The 12,571-nt window shown below is 73.8% G+C and carries 11 protein-coding genes; 7 read left to right on the forward strand and 4 right to left on the reverse strand.

Annotated features, from left to right (window positions below; genetic code table 11):
* Positions 1-335 precede the first annotated feature (335 nt).
* Complete coding sequence (locus tag KDL28_RS32200) at positions 336-1,004, reverse strand: DUF3159 domain-containing protein (RefSeq protein ID WP_252444617.1); 669 nt, start codon at positions 1,002-1,004, stop codon at positions 336-338.
* Positions 1,005-1,238: 234 nt separating this feature from the next.
* On the opposite strand from KDL28_RS32200, the gene KDL28_RS32205 reads away from it, so the two are divergent.
* Together KDL28_RS32205 and KDL28_RS32210 are read left to right on the forward strand one after the other, a co-directional pair.
* Positions 1,239-1,553 carry a TolB-like translocation protein gene (locus KDL28_RS32205; RefSeq protein ID WP_252444618.1) on the forward strand — a complete coding sequence of 105 codons (315 nt, stop codon included), beginning with the start codon at positions 1,239-1,241 and terminating at the stop codon, positions 1,551-1,553.
* Positions 1,554-1,733: 180 nt separating this feature from the next.
* Positions 1,734-3,008, forward strand: a complete 1,275-nt coding sequence (locus tag KDL28_RS32210) for an MFS transporter (protein WP_256503160.1) — start codon at positions 1,734-1,736, stop codon at positions 3,006-3,008.
* 21 nt (positions 3,009-3,029) lie between these two features.
* On the opposite strand, the gene KDL28_RS32215 is transcribed toward KDL28_RS32210, so the two are convergent.
* Complete coding sequence (locus KDL28_RS32215) at positions 3,030-5,831, reverse strand: BREX system ATP-binding domain-containing protein (protein ID WP_308216089.1); 2,802 nt, start codon at positions 5,829-5,831, stop codon at positions 3,030-3,032.
* A gap of 157 nt (positions 5,832-5,988) precedes the next feature.
* On the opposite strand from KDL28_RS32215, the gene KDL28_RS32220 reads away from it, so the two are divergent.
* The 5 genes from KDL28_RS32220 (at position 5,989) to KDL28_RS32240 (ending at position 10,476) form a co-directional block, all read left to right on the forward strand.
* A complete protein-coding gene (locus tag KDL28_RS32220; RefSeq protein WP_252444622.1) occupies positions 5,989-6,297 on the forward strand; it encodes a WhiB family transcriptional regulator in 309 nt (102 codons plus the stop codon).
* Between the two features lie 39 nt (positions 6,298-6,336).
* The gene (locus KDL28_RS32225) at positions 6,337-7,122 is read left to right on the forward strand and encodes a MerR family transcriptional regulator (RefSeq protein WP_252444624.1); all 786 of its coding nucleotides are present in this window, start codon (positions 6,337-6,339) and stop codon (positions 7,120-7,122) included.
* Between the two features lie 379 nt (positions 7,123-7,501).
* On the forward strand, positions 7,502-8,044 hold the full coding sequence (locus tag KDL28_RS32230; protein ID WP_252444626.1) for a dihydrofolate reductase family protein: 543 nt from the start codon (positions 7,502-7,504) through the stop codon (positions 8,042-8,044).
* Between the two features lie 11 nt (positions 8,045-8,055).
* Positions 8,056-9,054 (forward strand): sigma-70 family RNA polymerase sigma factor, encoded by a 999-nt coding sequence (locus KDL28_RS32235; RefSeq protein ID WP_252444628.1) that lies wholly within the window; start codon positions 8,056-8,058, stop codon positions 9,052-9,054.
* A 609-nt stretch (positions 9,055-9,663) separates the two neighbouring features.
* Positions 9,664-10,476, forward strand: a complete 813-nt coding sequence (locus KDL28_RS32240; protein WP_252444631.1) for an IclR family transcriptional regulator — start codon at positions 9,664-9,666, stop codon at positions 10,474-10,476.
* A gap of 3 nt (positions 10,477-10,479) precedes the next feature.
* Here KDL28_RS32240 and KDL28_RS32245 read toward each other — a convergent pair whose 3' ends face one another.
* Together KDL28_RS32245 and KDL28_RS32250 are read right to left on the reverse strand one after the other, a co-directional pair.
* Positions 10,480-11,517 (reverse strand): ABC transporter ATP-binding protein, encoded by a 1,038-nt coding sequence (locus KDL28_RS32245; RefSeq protein ID WP_252444634.1) that lies wholly within the window; start codon positions 11,515-11,517, stop codon positions 10,480-10,482.
* Positions 11,514-12,545, reverse strand: a complete 1,032-nt coding sequence (locus KDL28_RS32250; RefSeq protein WP_252444636.1) for an ABC transporter ATP-binding protein — start codon at positions 12,543-12,545, stop codon at positions 11,514-11,516. Before KDL28_RS32250 ends, KDL28_RS32245 begins: the two co-directional genes overlap by 4 nt.
* Positions 12,546-12,571: the final 26 nt, after the last annotated feature.

The following is a 12,571-nucleotide window of genomic DNA, read 5'->3' on the forward strand; positions in this document are numbered from 1 at the left end:
TGCCGCGGTGGGTGTACACCGCGGGCGGCAGCACCCCGGGGGCCAGGATGCCGAAGTTGTCCAGGCTCCGGCCCGGTACGGCGGCGACGACGGTCTCCTCGCCGGTCTCCCGGTCGATGCGGACCAGCCGCAGGTCGTCGCCGCCCGCGAACGAGCCCACGAGCCGGGACGAGCCTCGGCTGCGGGTTGGGGGCGGGCGTTGCCATGGAGCGTCCTCTCGCAGTGCGGTGGGGTGGCGTGGTCTCCCGGTTCTCACCGGGCGGGCCGGACGCGCCGCCGGTGGCCAGGCGCACCAGGTCGGTGTCGAAGTGGGCAACCGGGCGAGCCGTGGGCCCTCAGGCCGAGGGGAGCAGCCGCGTGCTGCTGCGCCGCCACGCCCAGACGACGACCAGCGCGGCCAGGATGGTCAGCGGCCAGCCCATCGCGACGCGGGCGACGCCCAGCCAGCCGGTCTCGTCGCTGACGTAGAGCCATTGCTGAACGCCGAACCGGGCGCCGGAGACCGCCGCCGCGGCGAGGGTGGCGACGTCGTGGGCGCGCATGACGCGGCGGTCGGCCCGCCAGTCGTGGGTGTTGCCGTGCACGAGGTTCCACACGAGGCCGCTGAGCGGACGGCGGGCCAGCACCGAGCCCAGCGCGACCACGAACGCCACCAGGTACGCCCAGATGCCGACGACGAAGAAGTCGCGCGCCGAACCGGTGAGGGCCACGATGCCGATCGCGAGGGCGAGCCCGAGCAGCCCGCCGACGGCCAGGCTGAACCGCTCCCCGCGCAGGAGCCGGTAGCCGGCGATGGCCAGCCCGACGGCGACCGACACGATGATCGTCTCGGTCAGGGGCAGGAAGGCGTTGGCCGCGACGAAGACGACGACGGGGACGGCGGAGTAGACGAACCCCATCGGGCCGCCCATCTGCTCGAGCAGCGTCGGCGGGGGGCCGTCGGGGGTTCTCCCGGCAGACGGGTTCTCGCGGGCCGGGCCGCGGTCGCGGTCGGTGGCGTCCATGACGTCCTCCTGGGGTCGTGTGCTCGACTGCATCCAGGGAAGACCGTGCCGACGCGGCACACTCAAGCCGCTGTGGCGGGGATTACCGGTGCGGTTCAGGCGCAGGCCCGCGGCGGTACTCGCGCTCGTCGCCGTGCCGAGCGGTGGCCGACGTGGCGCGGGCGGGCTTGACCCGGACGTGACGTCACGGCCTGGAGTCGGGGGTGTCCACAACACGACACCTGGAGGCCCACCATGCCGGCCGTACCCACGCTGATCACCGTCGAGGAGTTCTTCGACCCACCTGCCCGCAGCCGTGCCCAGATCTCCCCGGACGGCACGAAGGTCGCCTACCTCGCCCCGTGGCGGGACCGCCTCAACGTGGTCGTCCGCGACCTGGACGGGGACTGGCCCGACACCGACGCCTCGGACGACCCGGCGGCGCGGCGCGTGACCTCCGACGACCGCCGCAGCATCGAGACCTCCTCCTGGGCCGCCGACGGCAGGTACCTGCTGTTCACCCAGGACACCGACGGCGACGAGACCACCACCTGCATCGGGTCGACCTGACCCGCCCCCAGGACCCGGCGGTCGACCTGACCCCGATCCGGGGGGCGCGCGTGCTCGGGACCCGGCTCTGCGCGGACCGGCCCGGACGGTGTACGTCCAGCTCAACGCGCGCCGCCCCGACGTGGCCGACCTCTACGAGCTCGACCTCGACACCGCCCGGCTGACCGCACCGGCGACATCCTGGCCGCGGGGGTGCTCGCGGCCGTGGCCACGGCCGCGTCGGCCGCGACCGGGGTCGTCGCCGGGCTGCTGGTCGACCGGGTCGACCGCCGCACGGTGTCGGTCGTGTCCGACCTGCTCGCGACAGCATCGATCGCCGCCCTGCCAATTGTCGACGTCCTGTGGGGCCTGGACATGACCTGGTTCCTGACCCTCGCCGTCGTCGGCGCGGTGGTCCGGGTGCCGGGAATGACCGCACAGGAGACCCTGCTGCCCGCCCTGGCCCGGCTCGGACCCGCCGGCCCCGGGCGGCTGGACCGGCTGGTCGCGACCCGCGAGACCGTCGGCAACACCCTGCTCCCGGCCGGTCCCGGCCTCGGCGGACTGCTGGTCGCGGGACTCGGCCTGACCCCGGCCCTGCTGCTGGCCACGGCCGCGACGAGCCTGCTCGCCGCGTTGACCACGCTCCTGCTCGACCCCCGCTCCGGCCGCGTGCCGGAGCGCGGGCGTGCCGCGACCGGAGCCGGCGGCGCAGTCCGCCGGGCGGGGGCCGACCCGTGGACGTCGTGGCGGTTCCTCGCCCGCAACCGGCTCGTCCTGGGCGCCACCCTGATCACGGCGATGCTCATCGCCGTGATCAGCTCCCTGCAGAGCACCCTGATGCCCGCCCACTTCACCGCACAGGACCTCCCCGCTCTCACCGGGCTGACGCTCTCCGCCATCGCCGCGGGCAGCATCGCGGGCTCCGCGCTCTACGCCGCCACCGCCGGCCGGGTGAGCCGCCGCACCTGGTTCGTCATCGGCATGGCCGGCCTGACCGTCGGGTTCGCCGGCGTCGGCTCCCTGGCCTCGCCGTGGTTGGTGCTCGCGGGCGCGGCGCTGGTCGGGCTCACCAACGCCCCCGCCGCGGCCATCCTCGGCGTGCTCACCATCGAGGCCACCCCCGACGCCATGCGCGGCCGCGTCCTGGGCGCGCAGAACACCGTCATGCTCGCCGCACCCGCCCTGACCAGCGCCCCGCTCGCCGCCGTCGCCGCCGTCGCCGGGCTGCCCGTCGCCGGGGCGCTCCTCGCCGGACTCGCCGCCGTCACCGCGATCGTCGCCCTCGCCGCACCGGCGTTCCGCTCGCTCGACGCCCCCGCCCGGGCGATGCCGATCCCGGAGTCGGCGATCGGGGTCGTCGGTGCCGGCCCCAGCCGGCCGGATACCGATCCCGCCCGCCGCTGCCGGGCCGACGACGTCCCGGGCAACCAGGCCCGGCACCCGACCGACGTGCAGACCCCTGCCCCGCCGTGACGCGAGTTGATCGCGGGCCGGTCAGGGGGGCGGCAGGTCCCGGAGCTGCCGGCGGGAGGTGATGCCCAGCTTGCGGAAGATGCTGCGCAGGTGCGCCTCGATCGTGCGCGGGCTCAGGAACAGCTGCGCGCCGACCTCCCGGGACGTCGCCCCCGTGGCCACCAGCCGCGCGACCTGCAACTCCTGCACGGTGAGCGCATCCGACGGCTGCGCGGATCGGCGGCGCGGGTGCTCTCCGGTGGCACGCAGCTCGCGGGCGGCGCGCGCGGCGAACGCCTCCACGCCCATGCCCGAGAGCATCTCGTGCGCGGTGCGGAGCTGCTCGCGGGCGTCCTGGCGGCGGCCCTGGCGGCGCAGCCACTCCCCGTAGACGAGGTGCGTGCGGGCGAGGTAGCTGGCCATCCGGCAGGCTCGCAGCAGCTCGATCGCCTCGCGGTAGTGCGTCTCCGCGGCAGGCCCCGTGCTGATCAGCGCTCGCGAGCGCGCTGCCAGCCCGAGGGCCCACCGGGAGCCGCTGGCGCGGGCCCGCAGGTCGAGCTCCTCCAGCCCGGCGGTCGCGCGCCCGGGCTGCTCGGCGCGGGCGGCCGCCTCGACGAGTTCGGGGAGGGCCGTATTGGTGTGCGTCGCGTCGGGATGCGCGCACGCCCGCTCCGCGGCGTCCAGCGCCGCTGCGTAGTTGCCCAGACCGTTCTGCAGCACCGCCCGGGCGAGGTGCGCCAGCGCGATCTCGGCACGGTTCCCGCGGGCGGTCACCTCCTGGACGGCGGCGGCGTGGATCTCGACGGTCTCGGTCTCGCGCCCCTGCCAGGCAGCCAGCACCAGCCGGCCGACGCGCAGCGGCACACCCCCGGTCACCTGCCTGATGGCGGTCTCCTCCGCGATCAGCTCGGTGGCCCGGGCCAGCTCGCCCGCGAGCACCGACACGGACGACAGGAACGGCAGCGCCGGGACGAGCGTGGCCAGCGCGCCTGCGTCGCGAGCGAGCCGGACGTGCCGGTGGGCCAGCACGTAGAGCAGCTCGTCGTCGAACAGCCTCAGTGCGGTACGGCTGGCCAGCCACAGCCAGCGGGGGGTGCCGCCCTCGCCCGGGGGCCCCGCCGAGGGATCGTCGGCACGAAAGGCCTCGAGCGCGCGGCGGAGCTCGGGCGCGCCTGCCGCGTAGCCGTGCGTGAAGGTCGTCACCAGCCCGTCGAGCAACACATCGGCCGGCCCCGGCGGGCCGGGTGGTGCGGGCGCCGCCCGGGCAGCCTCGGCCACCGCCGACAGGCCGCGGCCGTCGCCGAGGCCGCCGGTGATGATGGCCGCATCGAGCGCGTGCAGGTAGGTCTCGCGCGACAGCGCAGGATCGAGCGGGGCGAGCGCCTTGGCCGCGTCCAGCAGCATCCCCGGCACCTCGTTGCCGCGCGTCCGGTGGAACGCGATCCGAGCGCGCAGCAGCTCGAGCCGGGCGCCTCCCAGGGCGTCCAGCGGCCCGGACGCGGTGACCGCCAGCAGCTCCTGGGCGGTCTCGGACGCACCGGCGTCGTGCGTGGCGTGCGCGGCCTCCAGCGCCCGACCCGCACGACGAGCAGGGTCGGGGGTCAACTCGGCCGCGTGCTGCAGGAACGCGGCCGCGGCGGCCCACCCGCCGCGGGCACGCGCTCGGCCCGCCGACCGCTCCAGCTCCGCAGCGGCCTCCTCGTCGGCGCCCACCACCGCCTGTGCGCGGTGCCAGGCACGCCGGTCGGGGTCGACCTGCACGTCGGTGACCGCGGCCAGCGCGCCGTGTGCTCGGCGCTGGTCGGGCGGTGCGGCCGCCCGGTAGACCGCCGAGCGCACGAGCGGGTGACGGAACCGCACCCGGGTGTCGACGTCCAGCAGCCCGGCCGCCTCCGCGGGCGCCGCCGCCTCGCGGGTGATCCCCAGGTGCGCGGCCGCGCGCCAGAGCAGCGCCGCGTCGCCGGTCGGCTCGGCCGCGGCGACCACCAGCAGCAGTTGCGTGTCCGGCGGCAGGCTGCCCGCGCGGCGGCGGAAAGCGTTCTCTACGCGGCGCGGCACGCTCAGCACGTCGGGCAGTTCGAAGCCGCCCGCGAGCTCGACCGGCGGGGCACCCCGGGGCAGTTCGAGCAACGCCAGCGGGTTCCCGCGCGCCTCGGCCACGATCCGGTCCCGCACGGCATCGTCCAGCGGAGCGCGCACCGCGGCGGCCAGCAGCGCCTGCGCGTCGGAGTCGGGCAGCCCGACCAGGCGCAGGTCGGGCAGTCCGACGAACGCCGAGGCGTCGCCGTCGCCGGGGTCGCGCAGCGCGAACACCAGGACCACGCGGTCGGCCGCCAGCCGCCGCGCCGCGAACGCCAGTACCTGCGCGGACACCTGGTCCAGCCACTGCGCGTCGTCGACCAGGCACAGCAGCGGTCCGTCCTCGGCCACCTCGGCCAGCAGGCTCAGCACCGCCAGCCCCACCAGGAACCGGTCCGGCGCAGCACCCTCACCCATCCCGAACGCCACCCCGAGCGCGGCCTGCTGCGGCTCCGGCAGCGCCGCGGCCCGCGCCAGCAACGGTGCGCACAACTGGTGCAGGCCCGCGAACGCGAACCCCGCCTCGGCCTCCACCCCGACCGCGCCCTCGACCCGGTACCCGGCCGCTGCGGCGGTCTCACGCACGTGCTGCAGCAGGGCGGTCTTGCCGATGCCGGCCTCCCCGCGCACCACCAGCACCCCGCTGTGCCCGTCCTGAGCCCGGGCCAGCAGGCGTTCGACCGCCTCGTGCTCGACGCGCCGGCCCACCAGCATCGTCTGGTCCTTCCCTGACGTCGGCGCGGGGTCGATTGCGGTGATTCTCACCGATGCGAACCTCGCGGACGAGACCGGGGCGTCCAGACGCCGGCCTCTCTGCGCCGATCTCGGCGACGGGATCAGGGACTTCCACCGACGCGGCCAGAGCGCCGTACGCGCGAGTCTGATACCCGACAGCAGAGCGACCGGGGAGCGAGCAACCGCCATGATCAGTACCGAGCCCGTCACCGTCGCCGGGCGGGCCGGGCGGTACGCCGACTGGCGGATCCACCCCGAACTCCTGCGGTCGTGGCACCGGCAGGCCCTCTGCGGCGGTGTCGGCTCCGCGGTGTTCTTCCCCGCCGACGAGGAGTGCTACCCGATACGGGACCGCCGCGAGCGGGTCGCGAAAGCGATCTGCGCCGCCTGCCCGGTCCGCCGGCCGTGCGCCGTCCACGCCCTGGCGCACCGGGAGCTGCACGGCGTGTGGGGGGCTGTCGGAGACCGACCGCCGCGCCGGCTCGCGCGCACCTGACCCGTCCATCACCCGCCTGACCTCACGGAGGGATCTGCTGTGGCCTGGAGTACCCGCGAACTCGCCGACCTCGCCGGCACCACTGTGCGAGCGGTGCGGCACTACCACGACGTCGGCCTTCTGGAGGAGCCACGGCGCCGCGCCAACGGCTACAAGCAGTACCGCGTCGCGCACCTCGTCCGGGTCCTGCGGATCAAGCGCCTCGCCGACCTCGGGTTCACCCTGCCGCAGATCGCCGAACTGGGTGGTGCCGATCAGCATCCCCGGGAGGCACTCCGCACCCTCGACCGCCATCTCGCCCAGGACCTGACCCGCCTGCAGCGCGCACGCGTCGAGGTCCGCCGGATCCTGCAGCAGGCCGCACCCACCGACCTCCCACCCGCGCTCGCCGCGAGGTTCCGGGACGCCGACCTGTCCGACGCCGACCGCGCCCTGCTGGTCGTGCTGACCAGGGTGCTGGACTTCGCGGTGGTCACCGATTTCGTCGACACGCTGCGCGCTCTCCCCCCGAGCCCGGCGGCGACCGCGTTCGACCAGCTCCCCGCCGACGCCGACGACGCGACCCGCCACGAACTCGCGATCAGGCTGCTCCCCCGGAGCCGGACCCTGCGCGTGATGCTCCCCCGCCTGCGGAGTGCGACGACCGGCCTGAGCGCCGCCGCCGCCCGAACCCTCGACGAGGCCGTGCGCGACCTCTACAACCCCGCGCAGTCCGACGTCCTGCGCCGGGTCGGGCTCCTGCTCCGCGCCCGCCCCGACCCGGTGCGGATCCCGCAGGCCGGGTTGACCGTGCCGCGACGGCACGGTGTGTGCACTCCACCGTGATCACCGCCGTCGCCCCGTCGAGCACCCCTGGGAAGCCATGAACCAGCGAGGCACCACTCGACCCGACCACCCGGTTCGACCGCATCGAGCCCGACCTCACCGTCTCCACCGGCCCGGACGACGAGCGCAACGACGTCGGGATCGTCCCGCCCCCTGACCGCGCACCGCTGGTCCTCGCCGTCTGCACCGACCCCGACGACCCGGACCCGACGGCCGGCAACGCCACCATCGTCGGGGCGAGCGCTGGTGCGCCGTCGCGGTCGAAGAGGATCTCGTCGCTCACCCGGCGGTGCACTGCTGACCGATTCCTTCTGGAGGCGATCCGGGTCTGCCTTGGCGGTGGGATCGGATCGTCTGGTCCTCGGGAGGGAGCACGGGTATGCGCACGATCGTCGCGGGCGCGTTCATGACGCTGGACGGCGTCGTCCAGGACCCTGGCGGGTTCGGCGAGACCGAGCACGGCGGCTGGGCGCAGCGACTGTTCGACGACCAGGCCGTCGACGGCGCCACCGAGCAGGTCCTCGCCAGCGACATCTTCTTGCTCGGTCGACGCACCTACGAGCTGCTCCAGCGGGCGTGGTCCCAGAACACCGGGCCCTACGCCGAGGCGCTGCACAAGATCCGCAAGGTGGTGGTCTCCAACACCCTGCACGGGTCGCTGCCCTGGAACGCAAGCGCCCTGAACGGTGACCCCGCCCGAACGGTCGCCGACTTGCAGGGCACCATTCTGATCTACGGCAGCTTCACCCTGGTGCGCACCTTGCTGGATCACAGCCTGCTCGACGAGTTCCACGTCGGCGTGTACCCGCTGTTCCTCGGCAGTGGCCGGCGGTTGTTCGACGGCGCAGCGCCGGGCGAGCTGCGGCTCGTCGGCGCCACGCCGCAGCCTTCAGGTGTCGTCACGCTCAGCTACGCGCAATAGCCTCGGGCGGCATGGTGGACTTCGTCGCGGCCACCGGGCTCTACCGTCGCGAACTGCTCGCTCACTGCTACCGCATGCTGGGCTCGGTGCACGACGCCGAAGACGTGGTCCAGGAGACGTACCTGCGCGCCTGGCGTGCCTACGACCGGTTCGAGCAGCGCTCGTCGGTGCGCACCTGGCTGTACCGGATCGCGACCAACGCCTGCCTGACCGCACTCGAAGGGCGAGACCGGCGCTTCCTGCCGTCCGGCCTGCGCGGCCCCAGCGACGACCCTTCGGCTCCACCGGAAGCCGTGCCGGACGTCGCGTGGCTCAGTCCGATCCCGGATGCGCTGGTGATCCAGGACTTCGACGATCCGGCGACCGTTTCGGCCACCCGAGACAGCCTCCGTCTGGCGCTGATAACCGCGCTGCAACACCTGCCGGCCAAGCAGCGCGCGGTCCTGATCCTGCGGGACGTGCTGGCGTTTCCTGCTGGTGAGGTCGCCGAGATGACCGGCACCAGCATCGCCGCTGTCAAGAGCACTCTGCAGCGGGCTCGTGCGCGCCTCGCGGAAGTGGCATCGGACGAGCCGCGACTGACTGGCGAACCGACTGACCCGGCGACCCGTGCGCTGCTCGACCGCTACATCGCCGGATTCGTCAACGCTGACCTGAGCGAGTTGGAACGCGCGCTCCGCGCGGACGCCGCGCTGGAGGTGACTGGGTCCCGAACGTGGTTCGCCGGCTTGACCACGTGCCTTGAGTTCATCAGGACGTCGGCGCTCGGAGAGCCGGGAGACTGGCGGATGGTGCCCCTCGTCGCCAACGGCCAGCCCGCAGCCGCCGCGTATCTCCGCGGTGACGACGGCCGACATCACGCGTACGGCATCTCGGTCCTCAGCACGGCCGGGACGAGAATCACCCGCATCACGGTCTTCGGCGACCCGACCCTCGTGGCCCTCGCCGGCTTCTCAGCAACGCACCCAGCAGCGAGTGCAACGGCGTCGGACGCACCGAGCCCTCAATAGGACCTGGTCTCAAACCTGTGTGTCGGTACGTGATCTCGGCCGTCGGGTCGGAGATCCTCTTCGACCGTGACGGCGCACCAGCGACTCGTTGAATCGCCCCGGCATGTCTGGAGACGCTCCACCGGCTCCGGCGGCCGGGGTCGCTCGGTCACATCAGCAATGTTCATCCCGCACAGCCCTCTGACCAGCAACTCCGAGGCCGCCGCCCCATCGGTGCGCTTCCCGCGGTGTTCCTGCGCCGGGGACGGGCGGGGGATACCCGGTCAGGCGTATCGCTGGTCGCATCCGGCGCCGCGCGGTGGGCGTCTTGCTGGTGGCGCTGACGTCGTGCAGCGCCATGGTCTCTGACCGGCTGGAACCAGGGCCGGGTGCCGTCGAACCGGACGCGAGCACGCGCCCCGAGTCGCGCCGCGAGCGTGCGGCTCGAGTGGCGAGGTGACGCAACGCGCGGCTGCGGCGGCGCGGGGCGGAGAACGCCTGTACAAGGGGCTGATGAGCTGATCGCCGGAACTCAGCCTAGGTCGAATGGTCGTGGCGGATGGTCATCGTCGTGCCCCGACGACCCGGTATATTCGTCGTTGTCACCAGACGGAAGAAGGGGCCCACGACGTGGACCAGCCGCGCAGGTCTGAACCGTCTCCTGTGCGGTCGGTCGTCCGAGCGTTGAAGCTCCTCAAGGCTGTGGGCGAAGGGGTGCGTTCGACCGGGCAACTGCAGAAGGCGGCCGACGTGCCGGGGCCCACGGCGGTGCGGCTGCTCAATTCACTGGAAAGTGAGGGCTTCGTTTCCCGTGGGGCCGACGGCTACGGTCCCGGGCCCGCGATCATCCGGATGTTCCTCGCGCTGGAGCCCGACAGCCTCGTCTGGCGCCTGATCAAGTCAGCGGTGGCCGAGCTCAACGAGAGGACGGGTGAGACCTCGCTGTTCATGGTCGAGAGCAACGGCATGCGCGAGTGCCTGGCCGTCGGTGAGACGAAGGACCAGATCCGGCGCGTGGTGCCGGTCGGCGGCCGCTTCCCGCTGCACCAGGGGGCCTCGGGGATCATGTTGCTCGCCCACGGGCTGTTGAAGAAGACCCTGCCCTCGATCACCGATGCCGACGGCAACTACGAGACGCGCTCGGGCGGCCCACGTCCGGTCGCCGACCTGGTCGCCGACTGCGAACGGGCCCTACGCGACGGTGTGGTCGAGTCGGTGGGCAAGGAGTCGTGGGGGGTGGCGTCGCCGGTGCTGTCGAACGGCGCCCTGATCGGTGTGCTGTCGGTGTCCGCGCCGGCCTTCCGCTACTCCCCGGAGCGGCTGGCCGCCTTCCGGGAGGTGTGCCTCGACGTCACCACCCGCACCAACGACATGCTCACCCGCGTCGCGTCGGGGCTCGGGTCGCCCGACGCGCCGGGCGACGACAGCCTCACGGCCTCCTGAGGCTCAGCCGGCCGCGCTCGGTTCCGCCACCGCGTCCGATGCCGCCGGGCGCAGCTCCCCCACGAAGTGGCAGGCCGCCGGATGGCCGCCGGCGCGGATGACGAGGTCCGGCTCGACGTCCGAGCACACCGGCTGCGCGAACGGGCACCGCGTGTGGAAGCGGCAGCCGGAGGGCGGATCCGCGAGGCTGGGCAGTTCGCCGGTCATGCGCACGCGATCGCGGAGATCGCCGGTCAGGGTCGGCACGGCCGACAGGAGTGCCCTCGTGTACGGGTGCGACCGGCCCCGCAGCACCTCGGGAGCGGTGCCCGTCTCCACCGCCCGCCCGAGGTAGAGGACCGTGGCGTCGGTCGCGCACTGCGTGACCACCGAGATGTCGTGGGTGATGAACACGAACGTCAGCCCGTGGCGCTGCTTGAGCCCCTGCAGCAGCACCAGGATCTCGTTGCGCACCGAGACGTCGAGCGCGGAAACGGCCTCGTCGAGCACGATGAGCCGCGGCTCGGCGGCGATCGCGCGGGCGATCGTCACCCGCTGGCGCTGGCCGCCGGAGAGCTCCGCGGGCCGCCGGTCGGCCATGTGCGGGCCGATGCCCACCTCGGACAGCGCGTCCACGGCCCGGCGGCGGGCCTCCGGGCGCGACTCGGAGAACCGGCGGCGGGACTCGGCGACGCTGCGCCAGATCGGCCACCGGGGGTCGAGGCCCGCCGTCGGGTCCTGCAGCACGATCTGGACGCCGAGGCGCCCGGCCAGCTCGGCCGGGTCCCTGCCCGTGCCGATGGCCTGGCCGGCGAAGGTCATCTCGCCCGCCTCGATCGGCACGAGCCCGCAGATGGCCTTGGCCAGTGACGACTTGCCGCACCCGCTCTCCCCGATGATGGCCATCGTCGCCCCGGCGGTCACGGCGAGGCTCACGCGGTCGACGGCCCGGACGGCATCGGCTCCGGACCCGTAGCTCACGCTGACGTCGCGGAGCTCGAGGAGGACGTCGCCCTCCTGCGGCACCGGGGGCGGGGTCGTCGATCGTGTTCGACGGTTCACGTGCTCGCCTCCATCGACTTCGCGGCGACCGCCGGTTCGGACAGTTCGTCGGCGCGCCAGCACCGCACCAGTCCCGACGCCCCGCGGTCGATGACGTCGAGGAGCAGCTGGGGGGACTCGCAGCCGTCGGTGGCGTACTCGCAGCGGTCGCGGAACCGGCAGCCCTGGTCGGTCGACCCGGGGGCCGGCGGGGTCCCGGGGATGCCGGGTCGGATCACCCCGAGCTCGGACGGGTCGGGCACGCAGCGCAGGAGGCCCTGGCAGTAGGGGTGCGCCGGACCGGCGGTGAAGTCGCGCGTCCGGCGGGCCTCGACCACCTGGCCCGCGTACATCGCGAGCACCCGGTCGCACTGACCGGCGACGACGCCGAGGTCGTGGGTGATGAGCAGGGTCGCGAGCCGCATGTCGCGGGCCAGCCCCTCGATCAGCTCCAGGATGCCGGCCTGCACGCTGACGTCCAGCGAGGTCGTGGGCTCGTCGGCGATGAGCAGCTCGGGATCCGACGCCAGCGCCATGGCGATCATGACCCGTTGCCGCATGCCGCCGGAGAGCTGGTACGGGTACTGGCCGAGGCGCTCGGCCGGCTGCGGGATGCCGACCAGGTCGAGCAGCTCGCGCGCCCGGGCGCGGATCGCCGTCCGCGACAGGTCGCCGGCGTGCGCGCGGATCGCGTACCCGAGCTGCTTCCCGATGGAGAACACCGGGTTGAGCGACTCGTTGGGATCCTGGAACACCATCCCGATCCGCGCGCCCCGGATGGCCCGCAGGTCGCGCTCCGGCAGCTGCAGGAGGTCCTGACCGCCGAACTCGACGCTGCCGTCGACGCCGAGATCGGGCGACAGCAGTCCCGCGATGGCCAGCGCGGTCAGGGACTTGCCGCTGCCGGTCTCGCCGATGATGCCCACCGACTCGCCGGCCCGAACGCTCATCGACACCCGGTCGACCAGCACGACGCTCGGATCCCGCTTCACGAAGACGCGGAGGTCCCGGACGTCGAGCACCGCCTCGCCGGTCGATCCGGTCTTCATCGATCGCCCACCCTCCCGCGCATGCC

The organism is Pseudonocardia humida, from assembly GCF_023898865.1.
Taxonomy (GTDB): domain Bacteria; phylum Actinomycetota; class Actinomycetes; order Mycobacteriales; family Pseudonocardiaceae; genus Pseudonocardia; species Pseudonocardia humida.